The organism is Serpentinimonas barnesii, assembly GCF_000696225.1.
Classification (GTDB): domain Bacteria; phylum Pseudomonadota; class Gammaproteobacteria; order Burkholderiales; family Burkholderiaceae_C; genus Serpentinimonas; species Serpentinimonas barnesii.
Genome location: NZ_BAWN01000018.1, coordinates 1 through 18,938, shown reverse-complemented (window position 1 = coordinate 18,938; position 18,938 = coordinate 1). Strand labels below are relative to the sequence as shown.

18 protein-coding genes are annotated in these 18,938 nt (G+C 66.3%); 12 read left to right on the top strand and 6 right to left on the bottom strand.

Annotated elements, in window-relative coordinates:
* Nucleotides 1-186: 186 nt before the first annotated feature.
* The 4 genes from mfd to serB are packed head-to-tail and all read left to right on the top strand — an operon-like array spanning nucleotide 187 to nucleotide 5,089.
* Nucleotides 187-3,690, top strand: coding sequence for a transcription-repair coupling factor (gene mfd, locus SRAH_RS06090; protein ID WP_029462462.1), 3,504 nt, complete (start codon nucleotides 187-189; stop codon nucleotides 3,688-3,690).
* A gap of 35 nt (nucleotides 3,691-3,725) precedes the next feature.
* Nucleotides 3,726-3,968, top strand: a complete 243-nt coding sequence (locus tag SRAH_RS06085) for a type II toxin-antitoxin system Phd/YefM family antitoxin (RefSeq protein ID WP_029462461.1) — start codon at nucleotides 3,726-3,728, stop codon at nucleotides 3,966-3,968.
* Complete coding sequence (locus tag SRAH_RS06080) at nucleotides 3,965-4,351, top strand: type II toxin-antitoxin system VapC family toxin (protein WP_029462460.1); 387 nt, start codon at nucleotides 3,965-3,967, stop codon at nucleotides 4,349-4,351. Before SRAH_RS06085 ends, SRAH_RS06080 begins: the two co-directional genes overlap by 4 nt.
* 9 nt (nucleotides 4,352-4,360) lie before the next feature.
* Nucleotides 4,361-5,089 carry a phosphoserine phosphatase SerB gene (gene serB, locus SRAH_RS06075; RefSeq protein ID WP_029462459.1) on the top strand — a complete coding sequence of 243 codons (729 nt, stop codon included), beginning with the start codon at nucleotides 4,361-4,363 and terminating at the stop codon, nucleotides 5,087-5,089.
* A 10-nt stretch (nucleotides 5,090-5,099) separates the two neighbouring features.
* Here serB and SRAH_RS06070 read toward each other — a convergent pair whose 3' ends face one another.
* On the bottom strand, nucleotides 5,100-6,470 hold the full coding sequence (locus SRAH_RS06070; RefSeq protein WP_029462458.1) for a TrpB-like pyridoxal phosphate-dependent enzyme: 1,371 nt from the start codon (nucleotides 6,468-6,470) through the stop codon (nucleotides 5,100-5,102).
* 219 nt (nucleotides 6,471-6,689) lie between these two features.
* Between SRAH_RS06070 and SRAH_RS06065 the strand changes: the two genes are divergently transcribed.
* Both SRAH_RS06065 and SRAH_RS06060 read left to right on the top strand, forming a co-directional pair.
* Complete coding sequence (locus SRAH_RS06065) at nucleotides 6,690-8,402, top strand: tetratricopeptide repeat protein (protein WP_029462457.1); 1,713 nt, start codon at nucleotides 6,690-6,692, stop codon at nucleotides 8,400-8,402.
* A gap of 15 nt (nucleotides 8,403-8,417) precedes the next feature.
* Nucleotides 8,418-8,981 (top strand): redoxin family protein, encoded by a 564-nt coding sequence (locus tag SRAH_RS06060; protein WP_045476394.1) that lies wholly within the window; start codon nucleotides 8,418-8,420, stop codon nucleotides 8,979-8,981.
* 4 nt (nucleotides 8,982-8,985) lie between these two features.
* Here the strand turns inward: SRAH_RS06060 and SRAH_RS06055 are convergent, their stop codons facing one another.
* Nucleotides 8,986-10,191 carry an aminotransferase-like domain-containing protein gene (locus SRAH_RS06055; protein ID WP_029462455.1) on the bottom strand — a complete coding sequence of 402 codons (1,206 nt, stop codon included), beginning with the start codon at nucleotides 10,189-10,191 and terminating at the stop codon, nucleotides 8,986-8,988.
* A 36-nt stretch (nucleotides 10,192-10,227) separates the two neighbouring features.
* On the opposite strand from SRAH_RS06055, the gene nth reads away from it, so the two are divergent.
* The 4 genes from nth to SRAH_RS06035 are packed head-to-tail and all read left to right on the top strand — an operon-like array spanning nucleotide 10,228 to nucleotide 13,290.
* Nucleotides 10,228-10,911: an endonuclease III gene (gene nth, locus SRAH_RS06050; RefSeq protein ID WP_045476391.1), complete on the top strand. Its 684-nt coding sequence runs from the start codon at nucleotides 10,228-10,230 to the stop codon at nucleotides 10,909-10,911.
* On the top strand, nucleotides 10,908-11,690 hold the full coding sequence (aat, locus tag SRAH_RS06045) for a leucyl/phenylalanyl-tRNA--protein transferase (protein WP_029462453.1): 783 nt from the start codon (nucleotides 10,908-10,910) through the stop codon (nucleotides 11,688-11,690). Before nth ends, aat begins: the two co-directional genes overlap by 4 nt.
* Nucleotides 11,687-12,430, top strand: coding sequence for an arginyltransferase (locus SRAH_RS06040; RefSeq protein ID WP_029462452.1), 744 nt, complete (start codon nucleotides 11,687-11,689; stop codon nucleotides 12,428-12,430). The genes aat and SRAH_RS06040 overlap by 4 nt, the downstream gene beginning before the upstream one ends.
* A 53-nt stretch (nucleotides 12,431-12,483) precedes the next feature.
* On the top strand, nucleotides 12,484-13,290 hold the full coding sequence (locus SRAH_RS06035) for an IclR family transcriptional regulator (RefSeq protein ID WP_029462451.1): 807 nt from the start codon (nucleotides 12,484-12,486) through the stop codon (nucleotides 13,288-13,290).
* Nucleotides 13,291-13,302: 12 nt separating this feature from the next.
* On the opposite strand, the gene SRAH_RS06030 is transcribed toward SRAH_RS06035, so the two are convergent.
* The 4 genes from SRAH_RS06030 to SRAH_RS06015 form a co-directional block, all read right to left on the bottom strand.
* Nucleotides 13,303-14,565, bottom strand: coding sequence for a D-alanyl-D-alanine carboxypeptidase family protein (locus SRAH_RS06030; RefSeq protein WP_052369108.1), 1,263 nt, complete (start codon nucleotides 14,563-14,565; stop codon nucleotides 13,303-13,305).
* A gap of 161 nt (nucleotides 14,566-14,726) precedes the next feature.
* Nucleotides 14,727-16,277: a 2-isopropylmalate synthase gene (locus SRAH_RS06025; protein WP_029462449.1), complete on the bottom strand. Its 1,551-nt coding sequence runs from the start codon at nucleotides 16,275-16,277 to the stop codon at nucleotides 14,727-14,729.
* Between the two features lie 200 nt (nucleotides 16,278-16,477).
* Nucleotides 16,478-17,320 (bottom strand): CDP-diacylglycerol--serine O-phosphatidyltransferase, encoded by an 843-nt coding sequence (pssA, locus tag SRAH_RS06020; protein WP_082210089.1) that lies wholly within the window; start codon nucleotides 17,318-17,320, stop codon nucleotides 16,478-16,480.
* 49 nt (nucleotides 17,321-17,369) lie between these two features.
* Entirely contained in the window at nucleotides 17,370-17,948 is a 579-nt protein-coding gene (locus tag SRAH_RS06015; protein ID WP_029462447.1) for a Uma2 family endonuclease, read from the bottom strand.
* Nucleotides 17,949-18,353: 405 nt separating this feature from the next.
* Between SRAH_RS06015 and SRAH_RS06010 the strand changes: the two genes are divergently transcribed.
* Together SRAH_RS06010 and SRAH_RS06005 are read left to right on the top strand one after the other, a co-directional pair.
* Entirely contained in the window at nucleotides 18,354-18,572 is a 219-nt protein-coding gene (locus SRAH_RS06010; RefSeq protein WP_029462446.1) for a DUF433 domain-containing protein, read from the top strand.
* The gene (locus SRAH_RS06005; protein ID WP_045476389.1) at nucleotides 18,556-18,909 is read left to right on the top strand and encodes a DUF5615 family PIN-like protein; all 354 of its coding nucleotides are present in this window, start codon (nucleotides 18,556-18,558) and stop codon (nucleotides 18,907-18,909) included. The genes SRAH_RS06010 and SRAH_RS06005 overlap by 17 nt, the downstream gene beginning before the upstream one ends.
* Nucleotides 18,910-18,938: the final 29 nt, after the last annotated feature.

Below are 18,938 nucleotides of genomic sequence, written 5' to 3'. Positions count from 1 at the left end.
AGGTGCAGGTGCAGGTGCAGGTGCAGGTGCAGGTGCAGGTGCAGGTGCAGGTGCAGGTGCAGCGTCAGGCCAAAGCGAGGCTGCTGGATCGAGGGGGGTGTAATGTGTCACAGTGCGGGATTTTAGAATCAGCCTCTTTGCGCCTGCGCCCGCGCCACGCATTTATCTCCAGCCCATACCCACCCGATGAACCTGCCCCCCCTGAGCCCCGGCAAGCGCCTGCAGTTGCCGCGCCCCCCTGGCAGCGCCGACGCCTTGCTGCTGGCGCAACTGGCCGAGCGCGAGCGCCGCGCTGGCCGGCTCACCGCCGTGGTCTGCGCCGACGCCGCCGACGCCCAGCGCCTGCTCGACGAAATCCCCTTCTTCGCGCCCGGCCTGCGCTGCGCCCTGTTCCCGGACTGGGAAACCCTGCCCTACGACAGCTTCTCGCCGCACCAGGACTTGATCTCGGAGCGCCTGGCCACGCTCTGGCGCATCGTGCAGCGCGACCGCGCCCAGGGGGCTGACGTGGTGCTCATCCCCGCCACCACCGCGCTCTACCGGCTCGCACCACCGGCCTTTTTGGCCGCCTACAGCTTCGAGTTCAAGCTGCAACAAAAACTGGATGCGGCCCGGCTCAAGGCCCAGCTCACGCTGGCCGGCTACCAACACGTGGCGCAAGTCGTCGGGCCGGGCGAATACGCGGTGCGCGGCAGCCTGATCGACCTCTTTCCCATGGGCTCGGTGCTGCCCTACCGCATCGACCTGTTCGACGACGAGATCGACTCCATCCGCACCTTCGACCCCGACACCCAGCGCAGCCTGCACCCGGTGCCCGAGGTGCGGCTGCTGCCGGGGCGCGAATTCCCGCTCGACGACGCCGCGCGCAGCAAGTTTCGTGCGCGCTGGCGCGAACTGCTCGAAGGCGACCCGAGCCGCAGCCGCCTCTACAAAGACATGGGCAACGGCGTGGCCAGCGCCGGCATCGAGTACTACCTGCCGCTGTTTTTCGACGCCACCGCCACCGTGTTCGACTACCTCGGCGCCGCCACCGCGCTGGTGCTGCACGGCGAGCTCGAACCCGCCTTCCAGCGCTTTGCGCTCGACACCCGCGAGCGCTACCGCCTCGCCCAAGGCGACCCCGAGCGCCCGCCGCTGGCCCCCGAACTGCTGTTCCTCGACGCCGAAGGCTTCTACGTGGCGGCCAAGGCGCTGGCGCAACTGGCGCTGCGACCGGCCAAGGATGCAGACCAGCCCGACGCGCCCAGCGCCTGGGCGCAGACCCTGCCCGATCTCGCGGCCCAGCGCGCCGCCACCGACCCGCTGGAGCGCCTCAAGGCCCACTTGGCGCACAGCCCCCGCCGTGCCCTGCTGCTGGCCGAGAGCGAGGGCCGGCGCGCCAGCCTGCTCGACTTCCTGCGCGCCAGCGGCCTGAATCCGCCGCTGTTCGACTCGCTGGCCGCCTTCCAGGCCAGCCCGGCCCCTGTCGGCTTGGCCACCGCCGCGCTGGCCAGCGGCTTTGCCTGGCTGCCAGACGAACCCCCCACCGGCATCGACTTCGTCACCGAAACCGAGCTTTTTGCCTCTGCACCCGGCACCCGGCGGCGCAAAAAGCAAGAGCAGGTCAGCGATGTCGAAGCGCTGATCAAAGACCTGAGCGAACTCCAATTGGGCGACCCCGTGGTACACAGCCAGCACGGCATCGGCCGCTACCGGGGCCTGGTGAACCTCGATCTGGGCGAAAAAAGCGCCGACGGCAGCCCCGCGCTGCAAGAGTTTTTGCACCTCGAATACGCCGGCGCGGCCGTGCTCTACGTGCCCGTGAGTCAGTTGCAGCTCATCAGCCGCTACACCGGCGTGAGCGCCGACGAAGCGCCGCTGCACCGCTTGGGCTCCGGCCAGTGGGACAAGGCCCGGCGCAAGGCCGCCGAACAGGTGCGCGACGCCGCCGCCGAACTGCTCAACCTCTACGCCCGCCGCGCCGCGCGCGAGGGCCACGCCTTTCGCTTCCCGGCGCAAGACTACGAAGCCTTCGCCAACGACTTCGGCTTCGAAGAAACGCCCGATCAAAAAGCCGCCATCCACGCCGTCATCCAAGACCTCATCAGCCCGCGCCCGATGGACCGGCTGGTCTGCGGCGACGTCGGCTTTGGCAAGACCGAAGTCGCGCTGCGCGCCGCCTTCGTGGCCGTCAGCGGCGGCAAGCAAGTCGCCTTTCTGGCCCCCACCACCCTGCTGGCCGAGCAGCACTACCAAACCCTGCAAGACCGCTTTTCCAACTGGCCGGTCAAAATCGCCGAAATGAGCCGCTTTCGCAGCGCGCGCGAAATCAGCGCCGCCCTGCAAGGCACCGCCGCCGGCACCGTGGACATCGTGGTCGGCACGCACAAGCTCTTGAGCGAAAAGACGAAATTCAAAAACCTCGGCCTGCTCATCATCGACGAAGAACACCGCTTTGGCGTGCGCCACAAAGAGGCCATGAAAGCGCTGCGCGCCGAAGTCGATGTGCTCACCCTCACCGCCACCCCGATCCCGCGCACCCTCGGGCTGGCGCTCGAAGGGCTGCGCGACCTGAGCGTGATCGCCACCGCGCCGCAGCGCCGCCTGTCCATCAAAACCTTTGTGCGCAACGAAGGCAAGGGCGTGATCCGCGAAGCGGTGCTGCGCGAACTGATGCGCGGCGGACAGGTCTATTTTTTGCACAACGAAGTCGAGACCATCGAACACCGCCGCAGCCAACTGGCCGAACTGCTGCCCGAGGCGCGCATCGCCATCGCCCACGGCCAAATGCCCGAGCGCGAACTCGAGCGCGTGATGCGCGACTTCGTGGCCCAGCGCCACAACCTGCTGCTGTGCTCGACCATCATCGAAACCGGCATCGACGTGCCCAGCGCCAACACCATCCTCATCAGCCGCGCCGACAAGTTTGGGCTGGCGCAGTTGCACCAGTTGCGCGGCCGCGTCGGGCGCAGCCACCACCAGGCCTACGCCTACCTGATGGTGCCCGAGATCGACAGCCTGAGCAAGGCGGCGCAGCAGCGGCTCGACGCCATCGGGCAGATGGAGGCGCTGGGCAGCGGTTTTTACCTCGCCATGCACGACCTCGAAATTCGTGGCGCGGGCGAGGTGCTGGGCGAAAACCAGAGCGGCAACATGCTCGAAGTCGGCTTTCAGCTCTACCACGAGATGCTGGCCGAAGCCGTCGATGCGCTCAAGGCCGGGCGCGAACCCGACCTGCTCAGCCCCCTGGGCGCCATCACCGACATCAACCTGCACGCCCCGGCCCTGCTGCCCAGCGACTACTGCGGCGACGTGCACCTGCGCCTGAGCCTGTACAAAAAGCTCGCCAGCGCCAAGACCAGCGCACAGATCGACACCCTGCTCGAAGAAATCGTGGACCGCTTCGGCAAGCTGCCCGCGCAAGCCCAGACCCTCATCGACGTGCACCGCCTGCGCGTGCTCGCCGCCCCCTACGGCGTGCAAAAAGTGGATGCCACGCCGGGCCTGATCCTGATCAGCTTCAAACCCAACCCGCCCATCGAGCCGCAGCGCATCATCGAACTGGTGCAAAAAAACCGCCACATCAAACTGGCCGGCAACGACAAGCTGCGCATCGAACGCGCCCTGCCCGAAGCCAAAGACCGGGCGCACCTGGTGCGCGACGTGCTGCGCGCGTTGGGGCCACCGCTCCCAACTGGACAGCCCAAATAAATTTGGCTAGACTTAGCCAAACCAAGGAGCCCGCCATGCACGCTGTGAACATGCTACAAGCCAAGTCCAACCTGTCGCGTCTGGTTGAATCCCTTGAAAAAGGCACGGAGCGCGAAATCATCATTGCCCGCAATGGCCGCCCGGCCGCCAAACTGGTTCCCATTGACACCGATGTGGCAGCCCAACGCCTGGGCGTGGCCAAAGGCGCTTTCCAGATGCCTGACAGCATCGACGCCCACAACCCAGAGGTGGCCCGCCTGTTCTTGGGGCCGGCATGAACCTGCTGCTCGACACCCACATCGCCCTGTGGGCCATTGCCGATCACCCCAAGCTCACCGAACCGGCGCGCGAGTGGATCGGCAACCCCCGCAATACCGTGTGGGTAAGCACCGCCAGCCTTTGGGAAATTGCCATCAAGCGCAACCTAGGCCGTGGCGACATGCCCGTGTCGGCCCGCGAAGCGCTGGACTACTTTCAGCGCGCCGGCTACCGCATCCTGCCCATAGAACCCGAACACACCCTGGCACTGGAAAACCTCCCGCCTCACCACCAAGACCCCTTTGACCGCCTGCTGGTGGCTCAGGCCTTGACCGAACCCATGCGCTTGCTGACCCACGACACCCACGTCGCCCGCTACAGCGACACCGTCATCCTCATTTGATTTCCCGCCATGACCACCCCCACCGAATACGCCCCCGGCCTCACCGTTCAAGGCTTTGCCCCGCCGCTGCGCCTGCAAGATTTCAAGCTGATCGCCTTCGACATGGACTCGACGCTGATCAACATCGAGTGCGTGGATGAAATCGCCGACGCCGTGGGCCGCAAGGCCGAGGTGGCGGCCATCACCGAGGCCGCCATGCGCGGCGAAATCGCCGACTTCAAGGACAGCCTGCGCCGGCGCGTGGCGCTGCTCGAAGGCGTGACCGTGGCCGATATGGAGCGCGTCTATGCCGAGCGCTTGCGCCTCAACCCCGGCGCGGCCGAGCTCGTGACCGCCTGCCGCGCCGCAGGGCTCAAGGTCTTGCTGGTTTCGGGCGGCTTCACGTTTTTTGCCGAGCGCGTGCGCGACACACTGGGGATCGACTTTGTGCGCGCCAACCTGCTGGAGCTGCGCAGCGGCCCGCAGGGCGGCGCGCTCACCGGCCGCCTGCTGCCCCAGTGCTGGGGCGATATTTGCGACGGCGCCGAAAAACGCCGCACCCTGCTCGAAGTCGCCAGCCTGCTCGGGGCCAGCCCGGCGCAGTGCATTGCCGTGGGCGACGGGGCCAACGACCTGCCCATGATGCACGCCGCCGGGCTCTCGGTGGCCTACCACGCCAAGCCCGTGGTGCGCGCACAGGCGCAGGTGGCGATCAACGCGGGCGGGCTGGAGCGCCTGCTCGAAGTCGTGCAGCCCTAAGCCCCAATCCCTAAACCGCGCCTGGCACGCTGGGCAGACCGGCCAGCGCCATGGCCAGCTCCTGCTCGTCGTAGGCTTCGTCTTTGAGCTCACCGGCAAAGTATTTTTGGTACGAAGCCATGTCGAAGTGGCCGTGCCCGCACAGGTTGAACAAAATCGTCTCGCTGCGGCCCTCGCGCTTGCAGCGCAGCGCCTCCTCGATCGCGCCTTTCACGGCGTGATTCGCCTCCGGCGCTGGCACGATGCCTTCGGCGCGCGCAAAGGTCACGCCCGCGGCAAAGCACTCGCCCTGGGTGTAGGCCACCGCCTCCAACAAGCCCAGCTCTTTGCAGTGCGAGACCAGCGGCGCCATGCCGTGGTAGCGCAAGCCACCGGCGTGAAAGCCTGGCGGCGTGAAGCTGCTGCCTAGGGTGTGCATCTTGGTCAGGGGCGTGAGGTGCCCGGTGTCACCAAAATCGTAGGCGTAGCGGCCGCGCGTGAGCGAGGGGCAGGCGGCGGGCTCGACCGCCACAATGCGCGATTTGCGGCCGCCGCGCAGCGCGTGCCCGATGTAGGGGAAGGCGATGCCGGCAAAGTTGGAGCCGCCGCCGGTGCAGCCCACCACCACGTCGGGCCAGGCGTCGGCCATTTCCATTTGCTGCATCGCCTCCAGCCCGATCACGGTCTGGTGCAGCAGCACGTGGTTGAGCACCGAACCGAGCGCGTACTTGGTGTCCTCGCGCTGCACCGCCAGCTCCACCGCCTCGGAAATCGCAATCCCAAGGCTGCCGGGGTGATCGGGGCGCTGCGCCAGCACGCTGCGGCCATAGACGGTCTCGGCCGATGGCGAAGCCACGCAGCGCGCGCCGTAGGTCTCCATCACGGCGCGGCGATAGGGTTTTTGGTCAAACGAAACCCGCACTTGGAACACCAGCACCTCCAGCCCAAACAGGCTGCCGGCAAAAGCCAGTGAAGTGCCCCACTGGCCCGCGCCGGTCTCGGTGGTCAGGCGCTTGACGCCGGCCTGCTGGTTGTAAAACGCCTGCGGGATGGCGGTATTGGGCTTGTGGCTGCCGGCAGGGCTGACACCCTCGTATTTGTAAAAAATCTTGGCCGGGGTGCCCAGCGCGCGCTCCAGCCGGTGCGCCCGGTACAGCGGGGCCGGGCGCCAGAGGCGGTAGATGTCGCGCACCGGCTCGGGGATTTCGATCTCGCGCTCGGTGCTCACCTCTTGCTTGATTAACTCCAGCGGAAACAGCGGCGCCAGATCGTCGGGCCCGATCGGCTGCAAGGTGCCCGGGTGCAGCACCGCAGGCGCGGGCTGCGGCAGATCGGCCTGGATGTTGTACCAGGTGCGCGGCATCTGGCTTTCGTCGAGCAGGTATTTGGTCGGCGTGGTCAAGGTGCGATCTCCTTTGTGGGTGGTAAAACTTCAGCATATTAACGCGCAGCAACTGCACCGCCCTTGGCGCCGCCTCGGCCTCGGCATCTGCTTGCGCCGGTCATGCCGCACCGGTTCGGTGTTAGCATGCAAATTGGGCTTGCTGTGGCAGCGGCTTGGGCCCACGCACCAATTTCTACCCTGCCCCAGTTTTGGCAACCGTTGCCCCCTTATTTACGCATGAAACTGCTTCAGCCCGATTTCGTCCTCAACCCAGAGGCAGAGGCACCCCAGCGCGGCGGCTTTAGCGCCTTGGCGTACAGTGCGAATCAGGCTGGGCGCTCGCTGCTGGGGCATCAACTGCGCGCCATCGGCGGGGAGCCCATCACCCAAGTGTCGCGTCTGGCAGAAGCCAAGCGGGCGCTGGAATTCAACAAATACGATTTGGTCGTGCTCGACGACGACGACAACGACAGCGCCACCGCGGGCCGCACCATGGTCGAGGACTTGCGCCGCTGTGGCCACCTCGACATTAAAACCATCGTCATTCTGACTTCTTCCCTGGCCACCTACAGCCGCGTCACCGACGCCGCCGAGTCGGGGGTGGACAGTTTTTTGCTGCGGCCGTTTTCCCAAAACTCATTGCAGGAACGCGTCAACACCGCGTTGACACGGCGCCAGGCCTTGAGCGCGATTTATCAGTCCCTCGGCGCGGGCGACTGGCAGGGCGCATTGGCTCACTGCCAGTCGCGAATCCAGAAAAAGCAATCGTTTTGGCTCTACGCTGCCCGCATTGCCGGCGAAATCCTGCTCTCGCAAGGCCGGCTCGAAGCGGCCCACGAAATGTACCAAGTGGTGCTGCAAGCCAATGCCCTGCCGTGGGCCAAGCTGGGCATCGGGCGGGTTTTGTTTGCGCAGCGCAAACACCAAGAAGCCACCAGTTATCTGTCCAATCTGGCGCAATCGCACCCCGAGCAAACCGACACCTACGACCTGATGGCCGAAGCTCACCTGGAGCTGGGGCAAATCGATGAGGCGCTCAACATCTACCAAGTGGCTGCCAAAGCCACCCCGGGGTCGGTATCTAGGCTGCAACGGCTGGGTTTTGCCGCGCATTTTTGCGGTGACGCCCATTTGGCCATCGAAACCCTAGAGCGCTCAATCCGCATTGGGGCGCGCAGCAAGTCTTTCGACTCGCAGTCGCTGGTCTTTCTAGGCCAACTCTACGTCGAAACCCAGCGCAGCAGCGAACTCAAAGAACTGATCAAACGTGCGCACCAGATTTTGGAACACGCCGCCGAGCCGCAGCGATTGCAGGAACACATCCGGGTGCTCGACGCCTATCTGCTTGCTGCGGGGGGTCACTTGCGTCAGGCGCGCACCCTCATTGCCCCGATGTTCGACCAAGTCAACGCCCCGGCTGCATGCATCGATATGGCCTTCAACACCTCCAGTGTGTTGGCGCTGCTGGCCCAAATGGGCCACGTGCACGAAAGCGACGCCAATCTGATCGACTACTTGGGTGTGCGTTTTTCGCACACCAAACTGTCCGCTCTGTGGCTTTCACGGGCGGCCAAAACGCACACGCCTTATGCCGATCAGCTGCATCAGGCTTACGACCAGGCCTTTCAAATGGCCCAAAACGCACTCAAGCCACACCTGCAGGGCAACACCTCGGCGGCGGTGGCCGATTTGGTGCAACTGGCCGCCGACACACTCAACATCCGCATCATCGACATGGCCACCAAGATGGTGCAACGCCATACCGACGAGCTCCTCGATGCGCGCCATTTGCACCAGCGCATCGAGCGCATCAAAGAGGCCATCAACCTGTCCGAAAAGCAAAAAAACCCGGTCAGCCGCTACCTCAAACACCCCGGCGGCTTGAGCCTGACGGCGCGCTCGACCAGCGAAGCGCCCCGCCCCACAAACAGCGAAATGCTCGCGCTTTAACCCCAAACCACCCCCTTGACTGCCCCTACCCCACCCCCCAAACCCACCTGGCGCAGCCGCTGGCGCTCGCACCTGTTCACCGTGGCGCTGCTGCTGGCGGTGTTTTTTGGCGTGCAAGCCTGGCAGACGCGCGCGGTGCCGGCCCAGCTCGACCTGAACCAACCGGTGCAATGGCTGCTGCCCACGGGCCAAACCCAAAACGGCAGCTTGCAGCAGGCGCTGGCGGCGGTGCGGCTGCAACACCCTGGGCAGCCGGTGGCGCTCTACGTCTGGGCCGAGTGGTGCCCGATTTGCCGCACCATGGAAGGCAGCGTGACGCGCCTAGGGCAAGACTGGCCGCTGCTCACCGTGGCCATGCAGTCCGGCCCGGCGGCGCAGGTGCTGCGCTACCAGCAACAACGCGGCCTGCCCTGGCACAGCGTGATCGACGCGCGCGGCGAACTGGCGCAGGCGCTGGGCTACCGCTCGGTGCCGGCCTTCATGGTGATCGACGCCCAAGGCCGCGTGCGCCACCCCACCGTGGGTTTCACCACCGGCATCGGCATGCGGTTGCGGCTCTGGGCGGTGCGGGTGTTTTAGCGCCTCAGAGCGCGCGCGCCAGCCGCGCCACCCCTTCGCGGATGCGCTCCAGGCCCACGGTGGCAAAGCTCAGGCGCAGCGTGGCCGGGTCGGGCTCGCTGGCGTAAAAGGGCCGCCCCGGCACGAAGGCCACGCCTTGGGCGATGGCGCGCTGCGCCAGCTCGTGGCCATCGGCCAGTGCCGTGCCAACCCCGTTGCAGCCCACACCGGTCAGGCGCGCCCAGATGAACAGCCCGCCTTGCGGTGGCACAAAATCAAGCGCGGCGCCGAGTTCGCTGCGCAGGGCCGCCCCCATGGCTTGGGCGCGTTCGGCATAGACTTGGCGCACCCGCTGCAGCGTGGCGCCTAGGCGGCCGCCTTGTAAGTACTGCGCCGCCGTGGCCTGGGCGAAGGTGCTGGTGTGGGCGTCGCTGAACTGCTTGCACATCACCGCCTTGGCCAGCAGCTCGGGCGGCGCCACCAGCCAGCCGATGCGCAGCCCTGGGCTGAGCACCTTGCTCAGCGAGCCGCAGTGCACCAGGCAGTCGCGGCTGCCCGGCAGCTCGGCGCTCAGGGCCAGCAGGCTGGGTGCCGGGGCGGCGTCAAAATACAGATCGCCGTAGGGGTCGTCTTCCACGATCAGGGTCTGGGTGCGCAGCGCCAACTCCAGCACGCGGCGGCGCCGCTCCAGGCTCAGCAGCGCACCGCTGGGGTTGCCAAAGGTGGGCACCAGATAGACGAATTTGGGCCGGTGCTCGGCAATCAGCGCCTCCAGCCGCTGCACATCCACCCCGTCGCCGTCGATCGGGGCCGAAATCAGCTCGGCGCCATAGAGGCGAAAGCACTGGATGGTGGCCAGAAAAGTCGGCCCTTCAACGATCACCTTGTCGCCGGGCGAGATCAGCGTCTTGCCGATCAGGTCCAGCGCCTGCTGGCTGCCGGTGGTGACGATCAGTTGCTCGGGCGCCAGCCCCGCCACCCCCTTGTCGGCCATCAGGCCCGCCAGTTGCTCGCGCAGCGGCTGGTAGCCCTCGGTGGCCCCGTACTGCAAGGCGGCGGCCGGGTCGTGCTGCAAGGCGCGCTCGCTGGCGGCGCGGATGCCTTCGACGTCGAACAGCGCCGCGTCGGGGAAGCCCCCGGCAAAGCTGATGATGCCCGGCTGCCCAAGCAGCTTGAACAGTTCGCGGATGGCCGATGTCTCGACGTTTGAGAGCCGATCGGCAAAACGAATCGCAGCGGGTGCGCTCATGGGTGAAAATCCCTAGCCATGAAACCAGAACACATCGAACCGTTCTTTGCCACGCTGGCGGCGGCCAATCCCGAGCCCGAAACCGAGCTGGAGTATAAGAGCGACTTCGAGCTGCTGTGCGCGGTGCTGCTGAGCGCGCAGGCCACCGACGTGAGCGTGAACCGCGCCACCCGCACCCTGTTCGCCGCCGCCTCCACCCCGGCACAGATGCTGGCGCTGGGGCTCGAAGGGCTTCAGTCGCACATCCAGTCGATTGGGCTGTACCGCAGCAAGGCGCGGCATCTGCTGCAAAGCTGCCAGATGCTGATCGAGCGCCACGGCGGGCAGGTGCCGCGCACCCGCGCCGAACTCGAAGCCTTGCCCGGCGTGGGGCGCAAAACGGCCAACGTGGTGCTCAACGTGGCCTTTGGCGAGCCCACGCTGGCGGTGGACACGCACGTGTTCCGGCTCGCCAACCGCACCGGCCTGGCACCGGGGCGCACGCCCTTGCAAGTGGAGCAGGGTTTGCTGGCGCGCATTCCGCCCGCGTATTTGCGCCACGCGCACCATTGGCTGATTCTGCACGGGCGCTATGTGTGCCGTGCGCGCGCCCCGCTGTGCAGCCAGTGCCAGGTGGCGGCTTGGTGCGACACGGGAGCGCAGATGGGCGCGCAGACGGGAGCGCGCAAGCGGGCCCAGCCCGAACCCCTGCCACGTCCATGAGCCACCCGCCCGGACCGCGCCCCGCCCTGCCTTGGCTGCAACCCGGCCAGGCCTTTCCGCCCGTGGAGCAAGCCTGGGGCGAAGGCGACCCCATTCCCGGTCTGCTGGCCGCCGGGGGTGCGCTCGATTGCGCCAGCTTGGAGCGCGCCTACGCCAGCGGCGTTTTTCCGTGGTTTAGCGGCGAGCAACCCATCCTCTGGTGGAGCCCAGATCCACGCATGGTGCTGCGCCCGGCCGATTTTCGGCTGCACCCCTCGCTGCGCAAAGAGCTGCGGCGCGGGCTGCGACTAGGCCGCATCGAAATCCGCATCGACAGCGCCTTCGAGCACGTGCTGCGCGCCTGCGCCGGCGTGCCCCGGGCGGGCCAGCGCGGCAGTTGGATCGTGCCGCCCATGATCGAAGCCTACCTGGCCTGGCACCGGGCGGGCGCGGTGCACAGCGTCGAAACCTGGTGGGATGGCGAACTCGCGGGGGCGCTGTACTGCGTCAACCTGGGGCGCATGGTGTTTGGCGAATCGATGTTCAGCCGCCGCCCCAACGCCTCCAAAATTGCGCTGGCGGCGCTGGTGGCTTGCGCCCGCGCCTGGCAGGTGCCCTTGATCGACTGCCAGCAAGACACCGCGCACCTGGCCTCGCTCGGCGCGCGCACCCTGCCACGCAGCGAATTTTTGCAGCTCGTGCAGCAGGCCATTGCCGCGCCCGCCCCACCGTGGCAGTTCGATCCCCTACACTGGCAGGCCCTGTTCGAGCCCAGCCCCCACACCCCCGCAGCGCCGTGACGCACCCGCAGGAACTTCCACTGCAAGCCGTGCAGTTTTATGCCACGGCGGCCTACCCATGCAGCTACCTAAACGAGCGCACGGCGCGCTCCTTGGTGGCCTCGCCCAGCCACCTGATTCGGGGCGAGACCTACGCGCATCTGGTGGCCCAGGGGTTTAGGCGCAGCGGCCTGTTCACCTACCGCCCGCATTGCGACGGCTGCCAGGCCTGCATCCCGCTGCGCGTCGATGCGCAGGCCTTTGTGCCCAGCCGCAGCCAGCGCCGCGCCTGGAAGCGCCACGCCCATATGCAGGCGCGCGTGCTCACACTGGGCCTGCGCCCGGCGCATTACGAACTGTATTTGCGCTACCAGCGCCAGCGCCACGCCGGTGGTGGCATGGACCAAGACGACTTGGAGCAGTACCGGCAGTTTTTGCTGCAAAGCCGGGCCGATTCGCGCCTGGTCGAGTTCACCGAGCCCGCTCCACAGGGCGGCGGCGCCGAGGTGTTGCGCATGGTCTCGATCTTGGACGTGATCGAAGACGGGCTGTCGGCCGTTTACACCTTCTACGATCCCGATGTGGCTCACGCCGCCTACGGCACCTACGCCGTGCTGTGGCAGATCGAGCAAGCGCGCCAACTGGGCCTGCGCCACGTGTACCTGGGTTACTGGATCGAGGCCAGCCCCAAGATGAACTACAAAAGCCACTTTCGGCCGCACCAGTTGTTGCGCGACGGGCACTGGCAGCCCCCGCCTTAAATTTCACCAGATAAAATAACGCGGCAAGGCAACAGCCCAAAGGCCCCTATTTTATGAACCGCTCCCCGCTACCGGCACCGCTCCCCATCGCCCCCCCCAAGCCCAGCGTGCAGGTGCTCGAACGCATGTTTGATTTGCTGGAGGTGCTGGCCCAGCACGAAGAGCCGGTCGCGCTCAAAGACATCAGCGAGCGCACCGGCTTGCATCCCTCAACCGCGCACCGCATCCTCAATGATCTGGCGCTGGGGCGCTTTGTCGAACGGCCCGCACCTGGGGCCTACCGGCTCGGCATGCGCCTGCTCGAACTCGGCAACCTGGTCAAGGGGCGCCTGAGCGTGCGCGACGCCGCGCTGCAGCCCATGCGCGAGCTGCACAAACAAATCCAGCAACCGGTCAACCTGAGCGTGCGCCAGGGCGACGAGATTATCTACGTGGAACGCGCTTTTAGCGAACGCTCGGGCATGCAGGTGGTGCGCGCCATCGGTGGCCGTGCGCCCTTGCACCTGACCTCGGTCGGCAAGCTGTTCTTGGCCGCCGACGAACCGCAGCGCCTGCGCGCCTACGCCAGCCGCACCGGCCTGATGGGCCAAACGCGCAACAGCATCACCCAGTTGCCGGCGCTGGAGCGCGAACTGGCGCTGTGCCGCCGCCACGGCGTGGCGCGCGACAACGAGGAGCTGGAAATTGGCGTGCGCTGCATGGCCGCCGGCATTTACGACGACCAAGGCCGCCTAGTGGCCGGCTTGTCGATCTCGGCCCCAGCCGACCGGCTGGAAGAAAGCTGGCTGCCCAAATTGCGCAGCACCGCCGAACAGATCAGCCTGGCGCTGGGCTGGAGCGCCGAGCCTGGCCGGCCCTGACGCGCCCAGCGATCAACTTGGCTGCCGCAGCGCCTCGCGGCTGCGCTCGCCGGCCGATACGGCGTCGGTGGGCCGTGGTCCGGCCGAAAACAAGCTGCGCAAGGCCCAACGGCGCAGGCGCTCGGCATCGGCGGCGCGCGCGTGGCTGCCACTGGCCCCCAGCAGCACCACGATCAGGGAACGGCCCGACACATCGGCTTGCATCACCAGCGTGCGCCCGGCCTCGCGGATGAAGCCGGTTTTTTGCAGATTGATTTCCCAGTCGCCGTTGCGCACCAGCATGTTGCTGTTGCGGTAGGTGAGCACGCGCCGCCCCAGCTCCAGTTGGTACTGCGGCGAGACCGACAGCGCGCGCACCAAGGGCCGGTGCGAGCTGGCTGCGGTGAGCATGGCCAGGTCGCGCGCGCTGGAGCGGTTGCCACCCGACAAACCAGTGGGGTCGGCAAAGTGGGTGTCGTGCATGCCCAGCTCCACCGCCTTGCGGTTCATCTGCCGCACAAACTGCGGCACCCCACCGGGAAAGGTGCGCGCCAGCGCGTGGGCGGCGCGGTTCTCGCTCGACATCAGCGCCAGGTGCAGCGCCTGGCCGCGCGTGAGCTGGGCCCCCACCGGCAAGCGCGAGCCGCTGCCACGCAGCCGGTCCACGTCGGCCTGCGTGATGGTGATGACTTGGTCGAGGTCCTGCCCGGAATCGACCACCAGAATGGCGGTCATGAGCTTGGTGATGGAGGCGATCGGCAGCACCACGGTGTCGTTTTTGCCGAGCAAAATTTCGCCCGTGTTGGCATCCACCAGCAGCGCCACGCCGGAATCGAGCTCGAGCGGGTCGTCGGCTACGCGCAAGCCCAAGCGCTCGGCCTGCATGGTGGCCGAAGGCACGCCGGCAGGCGCTTGCGCTTGCAGCACCGGCGCGGCAACTGGGGCAACGGCGGCGGCCACCACCACGGTGCGCGGCGCCGCTTCGCGGGCCAGGCGCTGGCGTGCGTGTTCAATCACCGCGTCCGGGGCCACTTGCACCTTGGCCGCAAAACGCAGACCCGGCTCGGGTGTGCCGGCGCGCTGCGGCTGGGCGTGGGACACGGGCAAGCGCGCCGCCGCCGTGGGGGGCTGGCGCACCCCCTGCACCCCTTGCACCCCCACACCCGGTGGCGCCACGCGCTGCTTGGCCGCAAAACTGCCTTGAGCGTGCAAGGGCACCCACAGCACCGACCCGGCCAGCAACAGCGCTGCAGCCAAACCTGAACGCGGCGCCCCCAACAAGCGGTTTTGATTCATGATGGGCCCTTCTAGAAACTGACGAATAACGCCGCGAGTATAGGAGGAAAAATCAAAATACCGAAACCCCTCATGGGCTTGTGCCGCTTTTTTAAGCTACTACCACATCAATCGGGGCGCGCCACCAGGGCAAACCCTGGTCAACCGCCCCCCACGCGCGATCAGACCGGCCAGCCCTGCGCCGCCACCCGCTCCGACTTGCTGTGCAGCTTGGTCAGCGCGCTCAGGTAGGCCTTGGCCGATGCCACCACAATGTCCGGGTCGGAGCCGACGCCATTGACCACCCGGCCGCCGTGCTGCAGCCGCACCGTGACTTCGCCCTGGCTCTCGGTCGAGCCGCTGGTGATGGCGTTGACCGAATACAGTTGCAGCTCGGCCCCGCTTTGCACGTGGCTCTCGATCGCCTTGAGCGAGGCATCCACCGGGCCATTGCCCTCGGCCTGCGCGCTGTACTCTTTGCCGCCCACCGAAAACACCACCCGCGCATGCGGCCGCTCGCCGGTTTCGCTGTGTTGCGCCAGCGAAACCAGGCCGTAGTGCTCGCGCGCGGGCGTCACGCTCTCGTCGCTCACCAAGGCCAAAATATCTTCGTCAAAAATTTCCGACTTGCGGTCGGCCAATTCTTTGAACTTGGCAAAAGCGGCGTTGACTTCGCCCTCGCTCTCAAGCTCAATGCCCAAGTCGTCCAGCCGCTGCTTGAAGGCGTTGCGCCCGCTCAGCTTGCCCAGCACGATCTTGTTGGCAGACCAGCCCACGTCTTCGGCGCGCATGATCTCGTAGGTGTCGCGCGCCTTGAGCACCCCGTCTTGGTGGATGCCGCTGGCGTGGGCAAAGGCGTTGGCCCCCACCACCGCCTTGTTGGGCTGCACCACAAAGCCCGTGGTCTGGCTCACCATGCGGCTGGCCGGCACGATCTGGGTGGTGTCGATGCCCACCTCCAGCCCGAAGTAGTCGCGCCGGGTTTTCACCGCCATCACGATCTCTTCGAGCGAACAGTTGCCGGCGCGCTCGCCCAGGCCGTTGATGGTGCACTCGACCTGGCGCGCCCCGCCTATCTTGACCCCGGCCAGCGAATTGGCCACCGCCATGCCCAGGTCGTTGTGGCAGTGCACGCTCCAAATGGCTTGGTCCGAATTGGGCACGCGCTCGCGCAGGGTTTTGATGAAGTTGCCGTACAGCTCAGGCACCGCGTAGCCCACCGTGTCGGGGATGTTGATGGTGCGCGCACCTTCGGCAATCACCGCTTCGATCACGCGGCACAGGAAGTCCGGGTCGCTGCGGTAGCCGTCTTCGGGGCTGAACTCCACGTCCGGGCAGAGCTTGCGCGCCAGCCGCACCGCCATGCGCGCTTGCTCCAGCACCTGCTCGCGCGTCATGCGCAGCTTTTTCTCCATGTGCAGCTCGCTGGTGGCGATGAAGGTGTGGATGCGGGCGCTGTTGGCCCCCTTGAGCGCCTCGGCCGAGCGCTCAATGTCGCGCTCATTGGCGCGCGCCAGCGAGCAGACGGTGGACTCTTTGATGTGGTCGGCAATCGATTTGACCGCCTCGAAATCGCCATTGGAGCTGGCGGCAAAGCCGGCCTCGATCACGTCCACCCGCAGCCGTTCAAGCTGGCGCGCGATGCGCAGCTTTTCGTCCTTGGTCATGGAGGCCCCGGGCGACTGCTCGCCATCGCGCAAGGTGGTGTCGAAAATGATGAGTTTGTCGGTCATGTGTGTGCTCCAAGCGGGTTTTTGCCGCAATCTAAGGTTGCCCGCAGCCCCCAAAAACACCAACGGCCCGCTGCGGGTGCATACGGGCCGTTGTGCAAAAAGGCGTGCGCTAGCCAGCCGACCCGTGGTGGACCAAGGGTAGTAGGGCAAGCGCGCGCGGGTTTTGCATGGCTGCAATATAGCACGCCAGGCCTTGCCCCTTAGTGGTGCAAGTCTTTTTCGTCCGGGTCTTGGGTGCTGGTGCTCACCACGCTGGTGGGCTGGCCGCGCGCCTTGCGCCAGCCATACACCGCATAGCCCGAAAAGGCGTAGCCCGCAATCAGGCCAAACAAGACCAGCGGCGGGTGGATGTTGACCACCGCAATGCCCAGCGCCACCAGCACGATCACGGCAAAGGGCACGCTGCGCTTGATGTTCAGGTCTTTGAAGCTGTAAAAGGGCACGTTCGACACCATCGTTAGCCCGGCGTAGAGCATCAGGGCAAACATGGGCCAGGCCAGATCGGCGGCGCTAAGCTCAAACTCGGTCGCCAGCCAGATAAAGCCCGCCACCAGCGCCGCCGCCGCCGGCGAGGGCAGGCCTTGGAAGTAGCGCCGGTCCACCACGGCGGTGTTCACGTTAAAGCGCGCCAGCCGCAGCGCCGCGCAGGCGCAGTACACAAAGGCCGCAATCCAGCCCCAGCGCCCCAGATCGTAGAGCGCCCACTCGTAGGCCACCAGCGCCGGCGCAGCCCCAAACGAGACCATATCGGCCAGCGAATCCATCTGCTCGCCAAAGGCGCTTTGGCTGCGCGTCAGGCGCGCCACCCGGCCATCCAGACTGTCGAGCACCATGGCGGCAAAAATGCCCAGCGTGGCCAGATCGAAGCGGCCGTTCATGGCCATCACCACCGCATAAAAGCCGCCAAACAGCCCCGCCAGCGTGATCAGGTTGGGCAACACATAAATGCCCTTGTGGCGCCGTGGCAGCGCCGCCGCGCCACTGGCCGCCGCCACGGGCGCAGGCTGGGGGGCGGCGGGTGGGGGGCTGGCGTCGTCTTGCATGGCTGGGAGTGTAAGCCAGCCGGGCCTCATCGCGGAGGTGGCACTGCCGCTAGCCCGCCGCCAGCAAACCCCAGTCTATGCACACCCCCGGCAGCAGCCGCAGCGCGGTCTGGCCTTGGAGTTCGAGCACCTCGGGCATGGTGTAGCGGCCCTGCTCCAGCCGGTAAATGGTGAGCACCCGGTCCAGCGGATGCAGCAGCCAATACTCGCGCACCCCGTGGCGCTCGTAGAGCGCGCGCTTAACGATCTGATCGCGCCCGGCGCTGGCGGGCGAGAGCACCTCCAGCACCCAGTCCGGCGCGCCACGGCAGCCGGCGGTGTCGAGCTTGGCCGGGTCGCAGACCACGCACAAATCGGGCTGCACCACGGTTTCGACCAAGTCGTCGGCCTCATCGCCCTGCGGCAGGCGCACATCAAAGGGCGCGATATACACCCGGCAGGGCTGGCCGTGCAGCGCATTGCCCAGTTGGCGTGCCACTTCGAGCAGCACCTCTTGGTGCCTGCGCCCCGGTGCCGGTGCCATGGCGTGGGGCACACCCTCGATCAATTCAAAGCGCTCATCCCCCGCCCACTGGCGGTAGTCGGCGTAGGTGTAGCGGGGCGTGGCGGCGAGTTGCTCGGGTCCCATGAGCGGCTTTCGGAGGCGTGGCACAGCGGCTGGGCTGCGCTCAGGCCATTCTAGCCCTGGGAACCGATTCCGTGCAAGCCAAAAATTGATCCACACCTTGGGCCTCGCTCTGGCTTTTGGCGCTTGCACGACCTCGCGCTCTAGCGGTGCCACCCTGTTACGGGCTGCTGCCTGGCCTTGGTGGAACGTCACAGGCATACCGCGCTTGCTTTCCTGCAAGGCCCCGGCCATAATCTCCGGCAACGGCGCAGCGTTCCAAGGCCCAGTCACCCCTCTCGCCATCGCCTAAGCTGCGGTTCAACTCGGACGAGCGTTGCAGCCCGCCGCTTAACCTCAACGTTAGGCCTCAGAAAATCGCCCTTGCCCACTCCCAGCGCTAAACTCCCTGACTTGGAGGCACCACCTATGGACTCAGCACTCGTTAAGCGAGACCCAGAAATCATGCATGGAACGCTGTGCTTCACTGGCACCCGCGTCCCGGTGAAGAACCTGTTCGACTACCTCGAAGGCTCGTCGTCACTTGAGGGGTTCCTCGAAGACTTCCCCTCAGTATCGCGCGAGCGCGCGGTAGCGGTGCTCGAAGCGGCTCGCGAGAGCTTGGCTGCTGATGCGCCTGCTGCTTGACGAGTGCGTGCCCGCACGCTTGCGCAGAGCGCTGCCGTCACATCAGGTCTCCACGGTTGTCCAAGAAGGTTGGTCAGGCATCAAGAATGGCAAGCTGTTGGCGCTCGCCGCCGCAGGCTTTGATGCATTCGTCACCGTCGACAAGAACCTTCCGTACCAGCAGAACCACTCAACTCTGCCTATAGCGGTTTTGGTACTGGACGCAGTTTCAAACGAGTTGCCCTACTTGCTGCCGCTTGTTCCCGCGCTGGAGGCCGCGTTGGCAAACCTCAGACCAGGCAGTTACGTCCTGCTGCGGGCTGAGGCCTCTCAAGAAACACCCTTAAGAGGCGCGTAGATAAAAACTTACGGTTATGAAGAAAGGTT

Excerpts from the sequence above, each read along its gene's own strand:
- mfd (WP_029462462.1), top strand. The coding sequence starts at position 187 with ATGAACCTGCCCCCCCTGAGCCCCGGCAAGCGCCTGCAGTTGCCGCGC.
- SRAH_RS06085 (WP_029462461.1), top strand. The coding sequence starts at position 3,726 with ATGCACGCTGTGAACATGCTACAAGCCAAGTCCAACCTGTCGCGTCTG.
- SRAH_RS06080 (WP_029462460.1), top strand. The coding sequence starts at position 3,965 with ATGAACCTGCTGCTCGACACCCACATCGCCCTGTGGGCCATTGCCGAT.
- serB (WP_029462459.1), top strand. The coding sequence starts at position 4,361 with ATGACCACCCCCACCGAATACGCCCCCGGCCTCACCGTTCAAGGCTTT.
- SRAH_RS06065 (WP_029462457.1), top strand. The coding sequence starts at position 6,690 with ATGAAACTGCTTCAGCCCGATTTCGTCCTCAACCCAGAGGCAGAGGCA.
- nth (WP_045476391.1), top strand. The coding sequence starts at position 10,228 with ATGAAACCAGAACACATCGAACCGTTCTTTGCCACGCTGGCGGCGGCC.
- aat (WP_029462453.1), top strand. The coding sequence starts at position 10,908 with ATGAGCCACCCGCCCGGACCGCGCCCCGCCCTGCCTTGGCTGCAACCC.
- SRAH_RS06035 (WP_029462451.1), top strand. The coding sequence starts at position 12,484 with ATGAACCGCTCCCCGCTACCGGCACCGCTCCCCATCGCCCCCCCCAAG.
- SRAH_RS06030 (WP_052369108.1), bottom strand. The coding sequence starts at position 14,565 with ATGAATCAAAACCGCTTGTTGGGGGCGCCGCGTTCAGGTTTGGCTGCA.
- SRAH_RS06025 (WP_029462449.1), bottom strand. The coding sequence starts at position 16,277 with ATGACCGACAAACTCATCATTTTCGACACCACCTTGCGCGATGGCGAG.
- pssA (WP_082210089.1), bottom strand. The coding sequence starts at position 17,320 with ATGCAAGACGACGCCAGCCCCCCACCCGCCGCCCCCCAGCCTGCGCCC.
- SRAH_RS06015 (WP_029462447.1), bottom strand. The coding sequence starts at position 17,948 with ATGGGACCCGAGCAACTCGCCGCCACGCCCCGCTACACCTACGCCGAC.
- SRAH_RS06010 (WP_029462446.1), top strand. The coding sequence starts at position 18,354 with ATGGACTCAGCACTCGTTAAGCGAGACCCAGAAATCATGCATGGAACG.
- SRAH_RS06005 (WP_045476389.1), top strand. The coding sequence starts at position 18,556 with ATGCGCCTGCTGCTTGACGAGTGCGTGCCCGCACGCTTGCGCAGAGCG.